Source organism: Amycolatopsis sp. 195334CR, assembly GCF_017309385.1.
In the GTDB taxonomy this organism is placed as follows: Bacteria; Actinomycetota; Actinomycetes; order Mycobacteriales; family Pseudonocardiaceae; genus Amycolatopsis.
The window spans coordinates 1,015,298-1,034,727 of sequence record NZ_JAFJMJ010000003.1; the positions used below are offsets into that span (position 1 = coordinate 1,015,298).

Below are 19,430 nucleotides of genomic sequence, written 5' to 3' on the forward strand. Positions count from 1 at the left end.
ACCGGAGACGCGGCGGGTCACCACCGGCTCCGCGGTACACACAACCACGGTCACCTGTGGTGATCCAGCCGGGTGACACATATCCGGAACAGGGGCGCCGATGTCGCACAGGCCACCCTAAAAAGGAACGGTGCGTCACCACTACCTTCACTAATTCGTGTGACGGCGCGCATTTTTACCTGCTTTCTTTACGCTCCGAAGATCATTTTTCGGACTCCCACGATTCAGGTCCGGTCGCTTTCCGGACACGAAACGGCCGTAGTTACGATGACCGCCGCCCAAGCTCGTGGAGGAGGAACGATGCCGGAGCTCACCAACGAGCCCCACGCCCGGAACGCCATGGAGGACACCGGGCAGCTCCCGATCATGTTCGGTGGCCCCGGCCCGTCGCTGCTCCGCGACGTGCCCGCCGAGCCAGCCGGTCCGGACTACGAGGCGATCCAGCGCAGCCCGGAGTTCACCAGCCTGCGCTCGCGGCTGCGCCGGTTCATCTTCCCGGTCAGCCTGCTGTTCTTCGCCTGGTACCTGGCGTTCGTGCTGCTGGCCGCCTACGCGCACGAGTTCATGAGCACCAGGGTCTTCGGCGCGGTGAACGTGGCCATGCTGCTCGGGCTGGCCCAGTTCGCCTCCACCGTGCTGATCACCGCCGCCTACCTGCGCTTCGCCAACCGGCGCCTGGACCCCCAGGTCGCCGCGATCCGCCGGAGCGCGGGCCGGTGACCGCGCTCGCCGCCGGGGTCCCGGAGAGCGAGCCGGTGGTCAACATCGCCGTGTTCGCCCTGTTCGTGGCGATCACCCTGTACGTGGTCTACCGGGCCAGCAGCCGCAGCTCGTCCACTTCGGACTACTACGCCGCGGGCAGCGCCTTCACCGGACGGCAGAACGGCATCGCACTTTCGGGTGATTTCCTGTCCGCCGCCTCGTTCCTGGGTATCGCCGGCGCGATCGCGATCCACGGGTACGACGGATTCCTCTACTCCATCGGGTTCCTCGTGGCGTGGCTGGTCGACCTGCTGCTGATCGCCGAGCTGCTGCGCAACACCGGCCGGTTCACCCTGGGCGACGTGCTCAGCTTCCGGATGCGCCAGCGCCCGGTGCGGGCCGCCGCGGCCACCTCGACGCTGGTGATCTCGCTGTTCTACATGCTCGCGCAGATGGCCGGGGCCGGTGGGCTGATCGCCCTGCTGCTGGACATCGACAGCGGGTTCGGCCAGGCGCTGGTGATCGGCGTGGTCGGCCTGGTGATGGTGATCTACGTGCTGGTCGGCGGGATGAAGGGCACCACGTGGGTGCAGATCATCAAGGCCGCCATGCTGCTCCTCACCGTGGCGCTGATGACGGTGTTCCTGTTCGGCAAGTTCGGCTTCAGCTTCTCGAACCTGCTCTCCTCGGCCGCCGACAACAGCCCGATGGGCGACGCCCTGCTCGAACCGGGCGGGCTCTACGGCGCCACCGAGACCAGCAAGCTCGACTTCGTCTCGCTGGCGATCGCGCTGATCCTCGGCGCGGCCGCGCTCCCGCACGTGCTGATGCGCTTCTACACCGTGCCCAACTCGAAGGAGGCCCGCCGGTCGGTGGTCTGGGCGACCGCCTGCATGCTGGTCTTCTACCTCTGCACGCTGGTGCTCGGCTTCGGCGCCGCGGCGATCGTCGGCTCCGACGAGATCCTCGGCGCGCCCGGCCGGGAGAACTCGGCGGCCCCGCTGCTGGCCCTGCACATCGGCGGCACGCTGCTGCTCGGCGTGGTGGCCGCGGTGGCGTTCGCCACCATCCTGGCCGTGGTCGCCGGGCTGACCATCACCGCGTCGGCCTCGTTCGCGCACGACGTGTACGCCAACATCTTCAAGGACGGCAAGGCCGAGCCGGTCCAGGAGGTGCGGGTGGCGCGGATCACCGCGGTGGTGATCGGCGCGCTCGCCATCGCCGGCGGCATCCTGGCCAGCGGGCAGAACGTGGCCTTCCTGGTCGCGCTCGCCTTCGCGGTGGCGGCCTCGGCGAACCTGTCCACCCTGCTGTACTCCCTGTTCTGGAAGCGGTTCAACACCACCGGCACGCTCTGGGGCATCTACGGCGGGCTGGCCGCCTGCCTGGTGCTGGTGCTGTTCTCCCCGGTGGTCTCCGGCGCGCCGGACTCGCTGTTCCCGCTGGTGGACTTCAGCTGGTTCCCGCTGAAGAACCCCGGTCTGGTGTCCATCCCGTTCTCCTTCCTCTGCGGGATCGTCGGCACGCTGCTCGGCGAGAAGGCCGATCCGCGCAAGCACGCCGAGATGGAGGTCCGCTCGATCACCGGCATCGGCAGCTGACCTACCCTCGATCGGGTGAGTGCTGATCGGATCCGGGAGTTCCTCTCGCGGGCGGACCCGCCGACGCCGTGCCTGGTGGTCGACGTCGATGTGGTGCGCGCCCGCTACCGCGAGCTGTCCACGCTGTTCGACGGGGTTTCGCTGTACTACGCGGTGAAGGCGAACCCCGAGCCCGCGGTGGTGCGCGCGCTGGTCGCGGCCGGGTCGCGGTTCGACGTGGCGAGCCCGGCGGAGATCGAGCTGTGCCTGGCGTGCGGTGCGTCCCCGTCGGCGCTGTCCTACGGCAACACGATCAAGAAGCCCGCCGACATCGCGGGCGCGTACGCGGCGGGCGTCCGCGACTTCGTCTTCGACGCCGAGGAGGACCTGGAGAACCTCGCCCGCCACGCGCCCGGCGCGTCGGTGTCGGTGCGGATCCTGGTGGACGGACCGGACTCGGTCACCCCGTTCGGCCGGAAGTTCGGCTGCGAGCCGGAGCTGGCACTGGTCCTGCTGGAGCGGGCCGCCGAACTGGGGCTCGACGCGGCCGGGGTCGCCTTCCACGTCGGCTCGCAGCAGTTGGACCCGCTGGCCTGGGACACCGGCATCGCGGCGGCCGCGAAGATCGCCGCCGAGGTGCCGGTGCGCCGGCTGAACCTCGGTGGCGGCCTCGGCACCACCTACCGCGAAGGCGCCCCGGCGCCCGCCGAGTACGCCGACGCCATCTTCGCCTCGCTGCGGCGGCACTTCCCGGCCGGGCTACCCGAGCTGCTGATGGAGCCGGGCCGGGCGCTGGTGGCCACCGCCGGGCTGATCCGCACCGAGGTGGTGCTGGTCGCCCGCAAGTCCACTGTGGATGATCACCGCTGGGTCTACCTCGACGTGGGCCGGTACAACGGCCTCGCCGAGACCGAGAACGAGGCCATCGCCTACCGCCTGGTCCCGGTCACCGCGCAGTCGGCCGGGACGGGCCCGGTGATCCTGGCCGGGCCGACCTGCGACGGCGACGACGTGCTCTACCAGCGCACCCCGTACCGGCTGCCGCTCTCCCTGCGCGGTGGTGACCGGCTGGACATCCTCGACGCCGGTGCGTACACCGCGAGCTACTCCTCGGTGGCCTTCAACGGGATCCCGCCGCTGCGCACGTATTGTCTTGGCGAGGGGGTGGAGGATGACCGCTGAGGTCGGGTTGTTCGCGGGCAGGCACGTGCTGGCCGAACTGCACGAAGTGGACCCGGCGCTGCTGGACGACGCCGCGTTCCTGCGGGCCACGCTGCGCGAGGTGATGGAGTCGGCCGGGGCGACCGTGGTCGGCACGCAGGCGCACCGGTTCGAGCCGCAGGGCGTGACCGTGCTGGCCATGCTCGCCGAGTCGCACGCCTCCGTGCACACCTACCCGGAGCTCGGCGCGATGTTCGTCGACGTGTTCACCTGCGGGGAGCGCGCCGACCCGGAACTGGCCGTGCGCCTGCTCGCCGAAGCGCTCGGCACGCGCTCGGTGATCTCGTCCACAGTCGACCGCGGACACCGCGTGGTGTTGCCGCACAACAACATCGGGAGCTGACTTGCCGAGCATCGTGGAGCCGGTCGGTGCCGGGCTGACCAGGACGTGGGAGCTGGACGAGGTCCTGCTCGACACCCGCACGGCCTACCAGCACCTGGTGATCGCGCGGACCGCGCAGGGCGTCTCGTTGTTCTGCGATGACGAGCGCCAGAGCACCGAGGCCAGCCAGCTCGTCTACCACGAGGCGCTGATGGTGCCGCCGCTGCTGCTCGCCGACGGCCGGTCGCGGGTGCTCGTGGTCGGCTCCAGCGAGGGCGTCGCGACGCAGATCGCGGTGGCCGCCGGGGCCTTCGTCGACCACGTCGACATCGACACCGAGGCGGTGCGGGCCTGCGCCGAACACCTGCCCTACGGCTACTCCCCCGCCGAACTCGCCGCCGCCGAAGCGGGTACGGACACCGAGCGGGTGTGGTACCAGGACGGCTGGTCCTTCCTCGCCGAGACCGAGCACCGCTACGACGTGGTGGTGATCGACCTGCCGGACGAGAACACCGACCCGGCGGCCCAGCACAACCGCTTGTACGGCACGGACTTCCTGCGCCGGTGCGCGAGCGTGCTGGCGCCGGGCGGGGTGGTCTGCTGCCAGGCGGGCTGCCCGACGCTCTGGCGCAACGAGACCCTGCTCGCGCTGTACCGCCGGTTCACCGAGGTGTTCGGCACCACCGTCTACTTCGGATCGGACGAGCACGAGTGGGCGTACCTCACCGGACGGCGGGACGCGGTACCGGACCCGGTGGCGACGATGACCGCGCGACTGGCCACCCTGCCCTACCGTCCGTCCTCAGTGGACTCGGAGACGCTGCGCGGCGGCACCGTGCCGCCGTACTCGGTGCGGCACTCAGGCCGGGCGTAGGCCGCTGACCACGACGTCCAGGATGCGGTCGGCTTCCTCGGGCGTCGCGCGCTCGGTGGCCACGCACAGACCGTGCCCCAGTCGCAGCAGGTCCACTCGGGTGACCTCGGGCCGAACGTGCTCCCGCGCGGCGGCGAGCACCTCGTCGGCGACCTCGTGCAACACCGAATGCGCCCAGGAGAACACCTCGCGCTCCTTGTCCAGTGACGCCTTGAGCGCCACGGTCAGCCCCTTCTTCCTGGTGAAGAACTGGACCTGCTCGCGGAACCAGAGCGGCAGGACGTCCTCGGGCGCGGCGCCGGAGACGAGCTTGCGGCCGTAGTCGGCGAGCGCCTCGATCTCCTCGCGGTAGACGGCTTCGACCAGCGCGTCGCGGTTCGGGAAGTGCCGGTACAGCGTGCCCGCGCCGACCTCGGCCCGTTTGACCACGTCGTCGAGCGGCACCTCGGTGCCCTTCTCGGCGAAGAGCTCCCGTGCGACGGCGACGATCCGCTCGTAGTTGCGGCGTGCGTCGGCCCGCATCGGCGACCTCCTCGTCAGCTAAGCGGATAGATTCTCCGGTTAGGCTTGCCGAAGCGGAGACTCTCTCCCTATGCTAACCCCACGGCTAAGTGGAGAGTTTCTCCGCTTAGTTCCTCTGGGGTTCCCGCATCCGCTTGGAGACGACTTCATGTCCGCACCCACGCTTCCGGCACCACCGGCCGCCCGGCCGGGGCTGGCGCTGGCCACCGTGCTCACCGCGCAGCTCATGCTCATCCTCGACGTCACCGTGATGAACGTGGCGCTGCCCGGCATCCAGGCCGAACTCGGCTTCAGCCAGACCGGCCTGTCCTGGGTGATCACCGCGTACAGCCTGGTCTTCGGCGGGCTGCTGCTGCTCGGCGGCCGGGCCGGCGACCTGTTCGGCAGACGGCGGCTGTTCCTGTTCGGCGTCGCCGTGTTCACCGCCGCCTCCCTGCTCGGCGGCCTCGCCGACTCGGCGTTCTGGCTGGTCACCGCGCGCATGCTGCAGGGCGTCGGCGCCGCGGCCGCCGGGCCGAGCACGCTCGCGCTGATCACCACCACCTTCACCGAACCGGCCGCCCGCACCAGGGCCCTGGCCCTGTTCACCAGCGTCGCCAGCGGCGGGTTCGCACTCGGACTGCTGGTCGGCGGCCTGCTCACCGACTGGTTCTCGTGGCGCGCGGCGTTGTTCATCAACGTGCCGTTCGGCATCGCGGTCTGCCTGCTCGCCACCCGGTACGTGGTCGAACCACCACGCACCCGCGCCCGGCTCGACCTGCCCGGCGCGCTGCTGGCCACGCTCGGCATCGCGGCGCTCGTCTACGGCTTCAACCAGGCTGCCACCAGCGGCTGGACCGCGGGCACCACGGTGCTGAGCCTGGCCGGCGGGCTGGTGCTGCTGGCGGTGTTCGTGCTGGTCGAACTGCGCACGCGGCAGCCGCTGATGCCGCTGGGCCTGTTCGCCGACCGGGACCGCGCGGCGGCCTACCTCAACTTCTTCTTCGGCCCGATGGCGATGATGTCGATGTTCTACTTCCTCACCCAGTTCATGCAGGAGCTGAGCGGGTTCGGGCCGCTGGCCACCGGGTTCGCCTTCCTGCCGATGGCGGGCGCGGTGTTCGGACTGAGCCGGTCGGTGCCGCGGCTGCTGCCCCGGTTCGGGCCGAAGGTGCTCACCATCACCGGGTGCGTGCTGATGATCGCCGGGCTCGCCTGGCTGACCCGGCTCACCCCGGACACGGCGTACTTCCCCGGGTTGTTCGGGCCGATGCTGCTGATGGGCCTGGGCGCGGGGACCGCGTTCACCCCGCTCAACGTGATCGTCATGGCGAGCGTGCGCCCGGAGGACGCCGGGGCGGCGGGCGGGGTGCTGCAGACCATGCAGCAACTGGGGTCGACCGTGGGGCTGGCCGTGCTGGTGACGGTGTTCGGGGTGGCTTCGCGAGGGGTGGAGGGGGCGCTGGGGCTGACCGAGGGCATGACCGCGGCGTTCACCGCGGCCGCCGTGATCGCCACCGGGACGCTGGTGGTGGCGCTGACCTTCCGGCGGAAGGGGGTTACAGCTTCTCGCCCGCCTGGGTCTTCGCGGTGACCTTGCGTTCGACCAGGAAGGACACGAACGGGATGCAGCCGGCCAGCAGCACGCCGGCCACGGCCTTCCACGACCAGCGGGCCTTGATCGCCAGGTCGACGGTGAGCGCGGCGTAGACCATGAAGACCACGCCGTGGATCGGCGAGTAGACCGCCGAGGGGCCCGGGTTGTCGAACACGTACCGCCAGATCATCACCACGACGAGGCCGAGGAGGCCGACGCCGGTGACGTAGGCGGCCACGCGGAACCGGGTCAGCGGCCCGCGCAGGTCGGCAACGCGCTTCTCGGTGCTCACCATCTGCTACTTCCTGCTTTCTTCGTCGCGTGCCGCCAACTCGGCGAGGTACGCGTTGTACGCCGCCAGTTCGGCGTCCTCGGGATCCGCGGGCTGCTCCTGCGCGGGCCGCGGCTTCGGGAGGCGAACCGGCTTCGGCTCGGGGGCCTCGGCCGGGGGGTTGGCTTCCGCGCGCAGGCGGAGCTGGCGGATGCGCCAGAACATGAACGCCGGGAAGAGGCCGAACAGCGGCCACTGCAGGACGTAGCCCAGGTTCTGGAAGGTGCCGTTGGCCGAGGAGAACTTCTCCCACTGCCACCAGGCGAGGCCGCAGCAGAGCACCAGGCTCAGCAGGCAGACCCCGGCGATCGCCAGGCGCCGCGCGACGGGTGACGTGGCCATGGACACCCTTCGACGCTAGCACCCCCGTCCGGGTGAGCCACCGCACACCTCCACCCGATATGCCCGATTGACCCGGGTTGCGGGAAGGGGGCCGGATCAGTTCGCGGTGAGGGTGCGCGCGGATTTCGCGTAGCCGTCCGCCAGGCCGAAGACCTTTTGCGCGTACTCGATCGAGTTGTTGTACGACATGATCCCGGCCCACCAGCCCTGCGCGGCCGCCATGTCGCGGCCGCCGGCGCACAGGTAGCGCGCGGCGGCCAGCGCGGCGTCGTCGATCTGCTGGGGGTCGCCGACGCCGTCGCCGTTGCCGTCCGAGTTGTACTTCGCCCACGTGCTCGGGATGAACTGCATCGGCCCGACCGCGCGGTCGTGCGTGGAGTCCCCGTCGAAGCGGCCGCCGTCGGTGTCGCCGATGGCCTTGACGCCCGGCGAACCGTCCAGCGGCACACCGATGATCGGCTTTGACGGCAACCCGTCGGCGCCGAGCGCGGCCCCGCCGTACTGCCCGTGGTTCGACTCGATCCGCCCGATCCCGGCCAGCGTCGCCCAGGAGAGCTTGCAGCCGGGCAGTTCCGCCCGCGCCGCCAGTTCGGCGTTCCCATAGGCCTGCAACGCCCGCGGCGGCACCCCCATCACCGGCGCCGCCCGCTGCGACCAGTCGGCCAGCAGGTCACCGGTCGAGCGCTGCTGGGGCTGCCCCTGCTGCTGCGCCCCGCCCACCGAAGCGTCCACCGGGGCCTGCGTGCCCGGCTCCACCGGCGCGGCCTGCACCTGCAGCGCGGGGATCTCCGTGGTGACCGGCCCCGACTCCGGGACGCTGGCCTGGGCGACCACCCACACCCCGGCGCCGGCCACCGCGAGCACCGCGGTCACGATCCCCGCTCGCCCGGCCATCGCGCCGGCTCGGACCTTGGTCAACTCGAAAACCCTTCGCCGACTTCGTCAGGACAACGACTCGGCGCAGGCTAGCGTTACGCACGTCCTCCCGCGGACGCGGCTCGCCAGGTGGGACTCGTCAGAGGAAAGAAGAGCTTTCAGCCCGCGTCGCGGCGCTGGCGGGCGAGCCTGGCCACGCACCACGCGGGCGCGCTGCCCCGGCGCAGGTGCTGCAACACGGTCATCGGGCCGAGCCGCTTGCCCAGATCGGCCGGGGTGAGCCCGGCCGCGCGGTAGTCCAGCGCGCGCTGGTCGAGCGGGCTGAGCCCGGCGTCCCACCACTTCTCGGCCTCGGCCACCGGGCCGATCATCTGCCACCAGCCGGCGGCGGCGCTGAGCAGTTCCACCGGAACCTCCGGCAGCCTGCCGCGCATGGCTTCCACGTACCCGGGGTCGGCCGCCTCGAGCGGCGCCCACCCGGTCGAGCCGGTCCGGGCCCGCTGGCCGGGAATGCCCGGCGGGGCCTGTGGCATGTCGGCGAGCCACGCCGACGCGATCCGGTCCGCCTCACGCTCTTCCGCGCTCTGCTCGCGCTCGGCAGCCCACTGCTGGATCAACGCGTCCACTCCGGGATCCCCGGTCATCCCTGCCTCCTTACCCATGCGCCGCGTTGGGTTCAGCCCGGGTCGAACAGCTGAGGGCTTTGTTCGAAACGGGGGAACCGAACGCGGATCCATGAGAACCAGACGATCACGCAATGTGAGCACCGTAGGGGGCCCGGGCCCGCTTCCGCCAGTGTTTGCCGCGGATGAATCGGTCTACCAGTGCATTAATCGACGATATCCACCCGGATGGTCGAGCGATCCGCCCGGATTCTGGGAATGGTGACTCAGCGTGAATTCGCCCTATCCGGACACAACTTCGGCCGGCCCCGCGTCGCACGCGCGGGGCCGGCCGAAGTGGACAGTGTTCAGGTCTAGGCGAACAAGCTCTTCACGAAGGTGACGAGGGCTTCCGCGCCGTCGCGCAGCCAGCCGAGCGCGGTCTGCACCGCCTCCGCGGACTGCGTGGGCTGGGTGATCAGCAGGAACAGCACGAGCGCGACGACGCCGACGAGCAGAATCTTCTTGATTTGCGGCGACATGGCTCCATCCTGAGGTCCCCGGCGGCCACGCGCTCAGCGTCGCCGTAGTCCACAACCACCTACGACCGTCATCCTGCCCCCGCGCCCCCGATTCGAACAGGCTTTCACGCCAATGCGCACTACCGTTCACGCCGAGTAGGTGACGATCTCCTACTCAGTGTAGAAGTCGCGGAGCCGATTACCCGGTCGGACACGCCCGGTACTCGATGGTGGAGCGAACTGACCGAGCGTGTTCCGACCACGGGCGGTTACCGCACGTTAACTAATGACTCCGGCGTTCCGAAGCTCCGCCACTCCGGTAACCCCGAACTCCGCCAGCACCTCGTCGGTGTCGGCGCCCTTTTCGTGCGGTGGCTCCGGCGTCGCGGCCGGGGTCCGGTCGAACCGCGGCGCCGGCGCGGGCTGCACCACCCCGCCGATCTCGACGAAGGTGCCGCGCGCCCGGTTGTGCGGGTGCTCGACCGCCTCCCACGGCGAGAGCACCGGCGTCAGGCAGGCGTCGGTGCCCTCGGCCTTGGCCACCAGCTCGTCCCTGGTGTGCTTGCCGATCGCCTCGGCCAGGATCTTGCGCAGCCGCGGCCATTCGTTCTTGTCCACGTGCACCGGCAACTCGGCCGGGTCGAGGCCGAGCACCTTGACCAGATCCGCCCAGAACCGCATTTCGATCGCACCGACCGCGACGTACTTGCCGTCGGCGGTCTCGTAGGTGTCGTAGAAGGGCGCACCGCCGTCGAGCATGTTGTCGCCGCGCTCCCCCGGCCACACCCCCGCCGCCCGCAGGCCGTGCAGGTGCGTGGTGAGCAGGGCCGCGCCCTCCACCATCGAGGCGTCGACCACCTGCCCCCGCCCGGACGAGGTGCGCTCGTGCAACGCGGCCAGCACGCCCATCGCCAGCAGCAGCCCGCCGCCGCCGAAATCGCCGACCAGGTTCAGCGGCGGCACCGGCCGCTCCCCCGCCCGGCCGACCGGCTCCAGCGCCCCGGCCAGGCCGATGTAGTTGATGTCGTGCCCGGCCGCGGGCGCCAGCGGACCGTCCTGGCCCCAGCCGGTCATCCGGCCGTAGACCAACCGCGGGTTGCGGGCGTGCACCTGCTCCGGGCCCAGCCCCATCCGCTCGGCCACGCCCGGCCGGAAGCCCTCGATCAGCACGTCGGCGGTTTCGGTCAGCTTGAGCACCAGCTCCACGCCCTCGGGCGTCTTGGTGTTCACCCCGATCGAGCGCCTGCCGCGCATCAGCGGGTCGTACGCGAAGCCCAGCACGTCCTCCCCCGGCTTGGCGCGATCCACCCGGATCACGTCCGCGCCGAGGTCGGCCAGGATCGTGCAGGCGAACGGCGCGGGCGCGAGCCCGGCCAGTTCGATCACCTTCAGCCCGGCGAGCGGGCCAGCTTTGGTCGGCATCTCAGAGCGTCCTCGAAATGATTTCCTTCATGATCTCGCTGGTCCCGCCGAAGATCCGGGAGATCCGGATGTCCGCCCAGGCCCGCGCGATCGGGTACTCGGTCATGTAGCCGTAGCCGCCGAACAGCTGCAGGCAGTCGTCGACCACCTTGTTGATCCGCTCGGTGGTCCACAGCTTCGCCATCGCCGCGCCCTGCACGTCCAGCTCGCCCTTGAGGTGGCGCTCGATGCACTGGTCGAGGAAGGCCCGCGAGACGGCGGCCTCGGTGGCCGCCTCGGCGAGCTTGAACTTGGTGTTCTGGAAGTTGTAGATCGGCCTGCCGAAGGCGGTGCGGTCCTTGGTGTAGGCGATGGTCTGGTCGATCGCCGCCTCCATGCCCGCCACCGCGGTGACCGCGATGATCAGCCGCTCCTGCGGTAGCTGCTGCATCAGCTGGATGAAGCCGTGGCCCTCCTCGCCGAGGAGGTTCGCCGCGGGCACGCGCACGTCGTCGAAGAACAACTCGGCGGTGTCCTGGCCCTTGAGCCCGACCTTGTCGAGCACCCGACCGCGCCGGAAGCCCGGGGTGTCGGTCTCCACCGCGATCAGCGAGACGCCCTGCGCCCCGGCGTCCGGGTCGGTCTTGCAGGCGACCACCACCAGGTCGGCGTGGTAACCGTTGGTGATGAAGGTCTTGGCCCCGTTGAGCACGTACTCGTCGCCGTCGCGGACCGCGCGGGTCTTGATGCTCTGCAGGTCCGAGCCGGTGCCCGGTTCGGTCATCGCGACCGCGCCGACGAACTCACCGGAGGCGAACTTCGGCAGCCACTCGCGCTTGCGCTCCTCGGTCGCGTAGTGCAGGAGGTAGTGCGCGACGATGCCGTTGTGCACCGTCACCCCCCAGGCGCCGTCCCCGCAGCGAGCCTGCTCCTCGTAGAGCACGGCCTCGTGGGCGAAGGTGCCGCCACCACCGCCGTACTCCTCCGGGATGGACAGCGCGAGCAGGCCGACCTCACCGGCCTTCGTCCACAGCTCGCGGTCGACCTTCTTCTCCGCCATCCAGCGTTCCTGGTTGGGCACCAGTTCCTTCTGGCAGAAGGTGCGCGCGAGGTCGCGGAAGTCCTCGAGATCGGGGTTGCTCCATGAGCTCTTCTGAATCTGCAGTGGCACGGCGGACCCTCCGGACTGGAAAACATGCCAATCGGAATGTAAGTTCTGCTCGGAATGTACATCTGGAGCCCAGGTCGGGTAAAGCCCACCGGAACGGGGTTTCGCTGTGACCGGCACAACACACCGCACCCAGGCGGAGCGACGGGCGGCCACCCGGACCGCCCTGCTCGACGCGACCATCGACTGCCTGGTCGAACTCGGCTACGCCCGCACCTCGGTGCAGGAGATCTGCGCCAGGGCCGGGGTGTCGAAGGGCGCCGTGCAGCACCACTTCTCGGCCAAGGCGGAGCTGATGGCCGCCGCCGTGGAGCACCTGACGAACCGGCTGAAGTCCGAGCTGGCCGCCTCGCTGACCCGGCTGCCCTCGGGCGCGGACGGCATCCCGGCGGCGATCGACCTGCTCTGGGAGGGCTACTCGGGCACGCTGGCCACCGCGGTCACCGAACTCTGGGTGGCCGCACGCACCGACGACGAACTGCGCGCGGCGATCCGGCCGGTGGACCGGGCACTGGGCCGCTCCACCCTGGAGCAGATCTCGACGGTGGCCGGTGACCTGCCGCAGGACCGCGCCGAAGTGCTGTTCTGGCTCACCGTCAACCTGACCAGGGGCCTGGCGCTGGACGCGGAGCTGGGCGGGGATCCCAAGCGGCGCAAGCAGTTGCTCGACGAGTGGAAGCGGATCGCGGTGCTGTTGTACGGGCACGGTTAGGTCTCGAAGGTCGCGGTCCGGCTACGCTCCGGCAGGTTTCCCGCGATGGTGAGGACGTCCCCAGGATGAGGAGTCCTCGATGACCGCAGGCGCGGCCCCACCGCAGTTCCCGCCGTACCACCAGCCACCACCACCCCCGCCGCGACGCCCCGGAGTGCACGGGTTCTCGGTGGCGGCGGGCGTGCTCGCACTGGTGGCCGCCGGACTGCTGATCTTCGGCAGTTTCCTGCCGTACCTGGAATACGTGGTGGTCAACGACGGCGAACAGGCCTTCTCCCAGCAGACCACCGGCTGGGAGTGGATCATGGAGTCGTCCGACGACGACGGCCCGTCCCTCGCCCAGGCCGAAGGGGCGCACCCGCCGCGGTTCGGCATCGTGCTCACCGTCGCCGCCGCGGTCCTGCTGATCGGCGCGTTCGTCACCGTCGCTTCGGCCGGTCGTGGCGCGAGCGCCGGGGTGCGCGCGGGTTCGCGCCTGCTGCTCAGCACCGCGACCGCGGCCGCCGCGGTCGCGGTGTGGATGGTCGCGCTGACCGCGTCGGGCATGGAAAGCATGGCCGTGGTGGACGAAGAGAGCAGCTCGTTCCGGACCGTGTACAACCTCGGCACCGGGTTGTGGGTGCTGATCTGCGGTGGCGGCACGGCACTGCTCGCACTACTGGTCTCCTGGCTGCCCAACCCCGATCGGCGGGTGGCGGCGGGTCCGGTGCCCGGCGTGCAGATGTACGTGGAGCCGAGGACGCCGCCGCACGGTTTCGCGCCGCCGATGGCGCCGCCGCCGCACGCACCGCCACCCGGACCAGCTGGACCGCCCGCGCCGCCGGCGCCCGAGCCGTACATCTCGCCGTTCACCCAGGTGGCGCCGACCGAATCGCTGGCCGCGGAACCGGCGGCGGAGACTCCCCCGAAAGAGGCGGAAGAGGCGGAAAAACCCGTCGCAGCCGAGCCGGACCAGGAGCAGGACCCGGAGAAGGACAAGGCCAAACCGGCCGAGTAGTGGCCCTCGCTGCCATGAACGGTCCACCGGGTGGACCGTTCATGGCACCCGCGTTCAGAGTAACGTGAGGCGGTTTCACGTTCTACGGTTCGTACCGTCGGTATGCTGTACTGACGAGTAACCTCGCCACGGAACGGAGCCGCTCATGACCAGCACCACGCCCGCGCCCACCGGTCAGCAGTCCTCCCGGCCGAGCACCGTGGGCGGCGTGGTCGGCGCGCCTTCGGCCGCGCGGGCGGCGCAGCTGGTCCGCCGGGCCACCGGCGGGGCCGACCGGGCGCCCGCCGAGATCACCTCGCCGTTCACCGGCCTGATCACCGCGGCGCTGCCCCAGGCGGACGACACCGAGGCCCGCACCGCCTTCGCCGCGGCCAGGGAGGCGCAGCGCGCCTGGGCGGCGGTGCCGGTGGCGGAACGCCAGCGCATCCTCATCCGCCTGCACGACCTGCTGCTCGAACGCCAGGACGAGGCGCTCGACCTGGTCCAGGTCGAGGCGGGCAAGGCCAGGATGGACGCCTTCGACGAGGTCAGCGGCTCGGCGCTGGTCGCGGCCTACTACGGCAAGCACAGCGCGCGCATCCTGTCCCCGCGCCGCGCCGCCGGGGTGATCCCGGTGCTCACCAAGGCGGGTGAGATCCGGCACCCGAAGGGCGTGATCGGGGTGATCACCCCGTGGAACTACCCGCTCGCGCTGACCGCGATGGACGTGCTGCCCGCGCTGGCGGCGGGCAACACCGTGGTGCAGAAGCCGGACAACCAGACCGCGTTGTCCGCGCTCTGGCTGCACGAACTCGCCGAGGAAGCCGGGCTCCCCGCCGGGGTGTGGCAGATCGTGCTCGGCCGCGGTTCGGCGATCGGCGACGCGCTGGTCGAGGAGTCCGACTACCTCTGCTTCACCGGGTCCACGCCGACCGGCAAACGGCTGGCCGAGCAGGTCGCCGGCCGGCTGACCGGGTACTCGCTCGAACTCGGCGGCAAGAACCCGATGATCGTGCTGCCGGACGCGAACCCGGCCAAGGCCGCCGCCGGCGCGGTCACCGCCTGCTTCTCCTCGGCCGGGCAGCTGTGCGTCTCGGTCGAGCGGATCTACGTCCACGAGAGCATTCGCGAGGAGTTCACCAAGGCCTTCGTGGCGAAGACCGAGGCGCTGCGGCTCGGCGCGAAGCTCGACCACTCCGCCGACATGGGCTCGCTGACCTCCGACAGCCAGCTCGCCACCGTCTCGGCGCACGTCGAGGACGCGAAGGCGAACGGCGCGACCGTGCTCACCGGCGGGCACGCACGGCCCGATCTCGGCCCGCTGTTCTACGCGCCGACCGTGCTCACCGACGTCACCCCGGCCGCGAAGCTGTTCGCCGAGGAGACCTTCGGCCCGGTGGTGGCGGTCTACGGCTACACCGAGATCGACGACGCGGTGGACCGCGCGAACGACACCGTCTACGGCCTCAACGCGAGCGTGTGGTGCCGCGACACCCGGGCGGGCGCGGCCGTGGCCGCCCGGCTGAAGGCGGGCACGGTCAACGTGAACGAGGGTTACGCGGCCACCTTCGGCAGCGTCGGCGTGCCGATGGGCGGGATGAAGGAGTCCGGGTTCGGCCGCCGCAACGGCGCCGAGGGGCTGCTCAAGTACACCGAGGCGCAGTCGATCGCGGTGCAGCGCGGGCTCAAGCTGCGGCCGTTCCGCGGTCTGCCGCCGAAGCTCTGGGTGAAGAGCATGACCTCGAGCATGAAAGCCTTGCGTCGCCTGCCCCGCTGACGCCAGGAGGTCCGATGCCCGAAGCCACCGTCTCGGCGCTGCAGCTCGCGGCGAGCCGGGACACCCGGACCACGCTGGACCGGATTCTCGGCTACGAGGCGGAAATCCGGGGTTCGGACGTGGTGGTGCTGCCCGAGGCCGTGCTCGGCGGTTATCCCGCCGCCGGGCTGAGCGGCGAGCGGTTCACCCGGTACTTCGAGCAGGCCGTCGAGGTACCGGGGCCGGAGATCGACGAGCTGGCCGGGTTGTCCGCGCGCACCGGGGCGACGCTCGTGGTGGGCGTGGTCGAGCGCGACGGGTCCACTTTGTACTGCACGGCGGTGTTCCTCGACCCGGTGACCGGGTACGCGGGCAAGCACCGCAAGCTGGTGCCGACCATGCGGGAACGCCTGGTGTGGGGCCGCGGTGACGGTTCGACGCTGCCGGTGGTGCCCACCGCGGCCGGGCTCGCCGGGGCCGCGCTGTGCTGGGAGAACTACCTGCCGCTGCTGCGCGCGGCCATGTACGCCAAGGGGATCCGCGTCTGGTGTGCGCCCACTGTGGACGATCGTGAGGTCTGGCGCTCGACCGTGCGGCACATCGCCGCCGAAGGGCGTTGCTTCGTGGTCAGCGCCTGTCCGTACGACCCCGAGGGGGACGACCCGTTCGCCGGGGGCAGCCTGATCGCCGGGCCGTCGGGTGACGTTCTCGCGGGCCCGCTGCTCGACGCCGAAGGCCTGGTCACCGCGAAGATCGACCCGGACGAGACGATCGCCTCACGCGTCGAGCTCGACGTGTCCGGCCACTACTCGCGGCCGGACGTGTTTTCCCTGACGGTGGACGAAACCCCGCGTCCCGGCGTCACCTTCCACCGCGACTAGGCGCTCAGCAGACCGCGGTCCTTGGCGATCGCGACGGCTTCGGCACGGCGGCTCGCGCCGAGCTTCGCCATCACGCGGGACAGGTGCACGCTCACCGTTTTCTCGCTGATGTACAGCTCTTCGCCGACCTGCCGGTTCGTCCGGCCCAGCGCCACCCGCTCCAGCACCGCGCGCTCGCGCTCGGTCAGCGGGTCCACCACGTCCCGCCGCGGTGCCTGGCCGGGCAGCTCGATCCGGGCGCGGTGGGCGAGCTCGCGAATGCTGTCACCGAGCGGTTTCGCACCGAGCCGTTCGGAAACCTCGTACGCCTTCAGCAGTTCCGCCGCGGCGAGTTCGGCGTCGGCGGCTTCGCCGGTGCTCAGCAAGGCGGTCGCGTACCGCTGCCGCGCGCCGGCCTGCTCGTAGACGGCGCCGTACCCGAATTCGGCCACCACCGCCGCCCAGGCCGCCGCGTCGAACCGGCCGTGCAGTTCCGGTGCCTCGGCCGCCAGCCGCGCGGCCCAGGCCCGGCCTTCCGGGCCCATCGTGCCCGACCGCGGTTTGCCGTGGTCGAGGCAGGCACGGCCGTGCGCCAGCAGTTCCTCGCCCTTGGCCACCGCCTCGGCCTCGGCTTCGGCGTCCCCGCGCACCCTCGCCGCCGCGGCCAGCGCCGAACAGGCACGCAGGGCCAGCGCCACCATGCGCACCCCGCCGAGCAGCCACGGCTCGAACTCCTCCAGCTTCTGGAGCACCTCGTCGGCGCGGCGCACCGCCTCGGCGTGGTCCCCGCGCCAGCACGCGACCTCGATGCCCACGGCCCCGCCCGCGATGGCGATCTGGATGTCCGAACGCCACTCCGCGCGCAGGCTCTCGACCAGCTTCTCCGCTTCGGCGAGCCGTCCCCGCGCGGCCACCAGGTACACCCAGGACGCGGTCATCCTGGCCGCCACCGCACTGGACACCCCGCGCTGCGGGCGCCCGTCCTCGGTCGGCCAGTCCCCGGTGGCGTAGCGCAGGTACAGGTGCCGGGCGCGCGCCTCCAGGCCGAACGAACTCCAGGTGAGCCCGTTTTCCTTGGCGAAATCGGAACTTTCCTGGTAGGCGGCGAGCGCCTTGTCCATTTCGGACAGATCCTCGTAGCTGGCCGCGAGGAAGTAGCGGGCCCGCAGCTGGACGTTGAGCGCGCCCGCCTGCTCCGCCTTGCGCCGGGCCTGGCGCAACCGGTCGCGGGCCTCCTCGATGTGCCCCTCGGCCTCGGCGAGCGCGCCGAGCGTGACCAGCGCGTCGGCCTCGGCCCCGTTCGCACCGACCGCGCGGGCGTCGGCCACCGCGCTCTGCGCGCTCCACAGCGCGTCGGCGATCTTGTCCTCACCGCGCTGGATGATCGCCCTGGTGGCGAGCACCCAGGCACGCGTGCTCGAGGCGGGCAGGTGCTCGACCAGTTCCCAGGCCTTGGCGATCGCCTCCACCGACTCGTCCCACGAGCCGTCCATCGCGCCGAGGACCTGCGCCAGCCGCCGCCACAGCATGGCCGCGCGCTCGGCGGGCACGCCGTCGTGGAGCGCCTCGACCGCACTGCGGGCGTAGGCGATCGCGCGCTCGGGTTCACCGGAGGTCCCGGCGAAGTAGGAGGCGTTGCTGAGCAGCTTGATCTCGTCGACCCCGTCGGGCCGGTCGCCTTCCGGCACCGCGTCCCAGATCGCCAGCGCCTGCTCGGTGTGCTTCAGCGCGGACGCCGGCGCGCCGAGTTCGTCGGCCTCGGTGGCCGCGCGCTTGGACGCGGCCAGCGCGGTGGGCAGGTCGTTGCTCTCCAGGCTGTGGTAGGCCAGCAACGCGTCCCCACCCCGGGTTTCCGGGTTGCGGCGCAGGCGGTCGGCGTACTGGGCGTGGGTGCGCGTGCGCTCGCCGGGCAGCAGGTCGCCGTAGACCGCTTCGCGCAGCAGCGCGTGCCGGAACAGGTAGAACTTCTTGTCCACCACCAGGACGTGGTGCTGCACGGCTTCGCGCAACGCCTCGTCCAGCGCGAGTTCGTCCAACCCGGACAGGTCGTTGAGCACGGCATGCGAGACCCCGCCGTTGGCCACCGAGATCAGCCGCAGCACTCGCCGCGTCTCCGCGGACAGCCGCTCCACCCTGGACAGCAGCACCTCGGCCAGCCCGATCGGCAGCTCCGCCTCGTCGGTGCAGGAGGCGATCAGCTCCTCCAGGAAGAACGGGTTGCCCTGCGACCGCTCGATCACCCCGGACATCACCTCGGGGGTCAGCGTCGCCTCGGCCAGCGCGGTGACGAACTGGCGGGCGTCGGCGTCGCTGAACGGCGGCAGCTCGATCCGCTCCACGCTGGCCAGCCGCACCAGCTCGGACAGCACCGGCCGGAGCGGGTGCCGCCGGTGCACGTCCTCCTCGCGGTAGCTGGCCACCACCAGCAGCCGCTGCGCGCGCAGCCGGGACAGCAGGAAGGAGAACAGGTTGCGGGTGGAGCCGTCGGCCCAGTGCAGGTCCTCCAGCAGCAGCACCACCGGCGTGTGCTCGGACAGGTCGGTGAGCAGGCCCAGCACCGCGTCGAACAACTGCAGCTGGCCGAGGTCGCGCTCGGCCCGGACCGGTCCCCTGGTCTCGTGGTCGCCCGCGGACACCGGGGTGTGCTCCGCGCTCGGCGGCAGCACGGTGCCCAGCTGCGGCAGCAGCCTGGCGAGCGCGTGGCGCACGCGCAGCGCGTCGGCCACCGCGCTGTCCCCCGAGGTGGCCAGCGGGGTGAGCGCCTCGGCGAAGGGCAGGTAGGGCAGGCCGCCCTCGCGCACGTCCAGGCAGCGGCCGGTGAGCACCAGCGCACCCCGGCCGGCGGCGTGTTCGGCCAGTTCCGTCAGCACGCGGGTCTTGCCGACCCCCGCGTCCCCCGACAGCAGGACGGCGCCGGCTTCGTTGCGCTCGGCACGGGCGAGCGCGGCACGAAGCCGGCGCATTTCACTGGTCCGCGCGACGAGCGGGATTCCGGATCCGAGACGGGGCACGGTGTGCATTCTTGCCTACCCGTGGTCCGGGAGCCCTGCGGTTTTCGCTCGTGGCGCACCCGCTGTGACGCACATGG

The 19,430-nt window shown here is 71.2% G+C and carries 19 protein-coding genes; 10 read left to right on the forward strand and 9 right to left on the reverse strand.

The features are described from left to right. Window positions 1-300: 300 nt before the first annotated feature. From JYK18_RS41930 to JYK18_RS41950, 5 genes are read left to right on the forward strand one after another with little or no spacing between them, the layout of a single operon-like run. Complete coding sequence (locus tag JYK18_RS41930) at window positions 301-720, forward strand: DUF485 domain-containing protein (RefSeq protein ID WP_206809526.1); 420 nt, start codon at window positions 301-303, stop codon at window positions 718-720. Then, on the forward strand, window positions 717-2,303 hold the full coding sequence (locus JYK18_RS41935) for a cation acetate symporter (RefSeq protein ID WP_206809527.1): 1,587 nt from the start codon (window positions 717-719) through the stop codon (window positions 2,301-2,303). The genes JYK18_RS41930 and JYK18_RS41935 overlap by 4 nt, the downstream gene beginning before the upstream one ends. 15 nt (window positions 2,304-2,318) lie before the next feature. Continuing rightward, complete coding sequence (locus JYK18_RS41940; protein WP_206809528.1) at window positions 2,319-3,464, forward strand: type III PLP-dependent enzyme; 1,146 nt, start codon at window positions 2,319-2,321, stop codon at window positions 3,462-3,464. Continuing rightward, complete coding sequence (gene speD / locus JYK18_RS41945) at window positions 3,454-3,846, forward strand: adenosylmethionine decarboxylase (protein ID WP_206809529.1); 393 nt, start codon at window positions 3,454-3,456, stop codon at window positions 3,844-3,846. The genes JYK18_RS41940 and speD overlap by 11 nt, the downstream gene beginning before the upstream one ends. 1 nt (window position 3,847) lies before the next feature. Further along, a complete protein-coding gene (locus tag JYK18_RS41950; protein ID WP_206809530.1) occupies window positions 3,848-4,699 on the forward strand; it encodes a spermidine synthase in 852 nt (283 codons plus the stop codon). Here the strand turns inward: JYK18_RS41950 and JYK18_RS41955 are convergent. Next, complete coding sequence (locus tag JYK18_RS41955) at window positions 4,685-5,221, reverse strand: TetR/AcrR family transcriptional regulator (protein WP_206809532.1); 537 nt, start codon at window positions 5,219-5,221, stop codon at window positions 4,685-4,687. The genes JYK18_RS41950 and JYK18_RS41955 overlap by 15 nt on opposite strands. 148 nt (window positions 5,222-5,369) lie before the next feature. On the opposite strand from JYK18_RS41955, the gene JYK18_RS41960 reads away from it, so the two are divergent. After that, window positions 5,370-6,794, forward strand: coding sequence for an MFS transporter (locus JYK18_RS41960; RefSeq protein WP_206809534.1), 1,425 nt, complete (start codon window positions 5,370-5,372; stop codon window positions 6,792-6,794). Here the strand turns inward: JYK18_RS41960 and JYK18_RS41965 are convergent. The 7 genes from JYK18_RS41965 to JYK18_RS41995 all read right to left on the reverse strand — a co-directional run bounded on the left by JYK18_RS41965 (window position 6,760) and on the right by JYK18_RS41995 (window position 12,041). After that, window positions 6,760-7,092, reverse strand: a complete 333-nt coding sequence (locus JYK18_RS41965) for a DUF3817 domain-containing protein (RefSeq protein WP_206809535.1) — start codon at window positions 7,090-7,092, stop codon at window positions 6,760-6,762. The genes JYK18_RS41960 and JYK18_RS41965 overlap by 35 nt on opposite strands. A gap of 3 nt (window positions 7,093-7,095) precedes the next feature. After that, window positions 7,096-7,470 (reverse strand): hypothetical protein, encoded by a 375-nt coding sequence (locus tag JYK18_RS41970; protein ID WP_206809536.1) that lies wholly within the window; start codon window positions 7,468-7,470, stop codon window positions 7,096-7,098. Window positions 7,471-7,566: 96 nt separating this feature from the next. Beyond that, window positions 7,567-8,364, reverse strand: coding sequence for a lytic transglycosylase domain-containing protein (locus tag JYK18_RS41975; protein WP_206810024.1), 798 nt, complete (start codon window positions 8,362-8,364; stop codon window positions 7,567-7,569). A gap of 140 nt (window positions 8,365-8,504) precedes the next feature. Beyond that, the gene (locus JYK18_RS41980) at window positions 8,505-8,990 is read right to left on the reverse strand and encodes a helix-turn-helix transcriptional regulator (protein ID WP_153030810.1); all 486 of its coding nucleotides are present in this window, start codon (window positions 8,988-8,990) and stop codon (window positions 8,505-8,507) included. A gap of 332 nt (window positions 8,991-9,322) precedes the next feature. After that, complete coding sequence (locus tag JYK18_RS41985) at window positions 9,323-9,490, reverse strand: hypothetical protein (protein WP_206809537.1); 168 nt, start codon at window positions 9,488-9,490, stop codon at window positions 9,323-9,325. 258 nt (window positions 9,491-9,748) lie between these two features. Beyond that, window positions 9,749-10,891: a CaiB/BaiF CoA-transferase family protein gene (locus JYK18_RS41990; RefSeq protein WP_206809538.1), complete on the reverse strand. Its 1,143-nt coding sequence runs from the start codon at window positions 10,889-10,891 to the stop codon at window positions 9,749-9,751. A gap of 1 nt (window position 10,892) precedes the next feature. Then, complete coding sequence (locus JYK18_RS41995) at window positions 10,893-12,041, reverse strand: acyl-CoA dehydrogenase family protein (protein WP_206809539.1); 1,149 nt, start codon at window positions 12,039-12,041, stop codon at window positions 10,893-10,895. 106 nt (window positions 12,042-12,147) lie between these two features. On the opposite strand from JYK18_RS41995, the gene JYK18_RS42000 reads away from it, so the two are divergent. The 4 genes from JYK18_RS42000 to JYK18_RS42015 all read left to right on the forward strand — a co-directional run bounded on the left by JYK18_RS42000 (window position 12,148) and on the right by JYK18_RS42015 (window position 16,363). Beyond that, window positions 12,148-12,750: a TetR/AcrR family transcriptional regulator gene (locus JYK18_RS42000; RefSeq protein WP_206809540.1), complete on the forward strand. Its 603-nt coding sequence runs from the start codon at window positions 12,148-12,150 to the stop codon at window positions 12,748-12,750. A 79-nt stretch (window positions 12,751-12,829) separates the two neighbouring features. Further along, entirely contained in the window at window positions 12,830-13,747 is a 918-nt protein-coding gene (locus JYK18_RS42005) for a hypothetical protein (protein WP_206809541.1), read from the forward strand. A gap of 145 nt (window positions 13,748-13,892) precedes the next feature. Beyond that, window positions 13,893-15,503: a succinic semialdehyde dehydrogenase gene (locus JYK18_RS42010; RefSeq protein ID WP_206809543.1), complete on the forward strand. Its 1,611-nt coding sequence runs from the start codon at window positions 13,893-13,895 to the stop codon at window positions 15,501-15,503. A gap of 14 nt (window positions 15,504-15,517) precedes the next feature. Then, on the forward strand, window positions 15,518-16,363 hold the full coding sequence (locus JYK18_RS42015) for a carbon-nitrogen hydrolase family protein (protein ID WP_206809544.1): 846 nt from the start codon (window positions 15,518-15,520) through the stop codon (window positions 16,361-16,363). Here JYK18_RS42015 and JYK18_RS42020 read toward each other — a convergent pair. After that, window positions 16,360-19,362, reverse strand: coding sequence for a helix-turn-helix transcriptional regulator (locus JYK18_RS42020; protein ID WP_206809545.1), 3,003 nt, complete (start codon window positions 19,360-19,362; stop codon window positions 16,360-16,362). The genes JYK18_RS42015 and JYK18_RS42020 overlap by 4 nt on opposite strands. Window positions 19,363-19,430 lie beyond the last annotated feature (68 nt).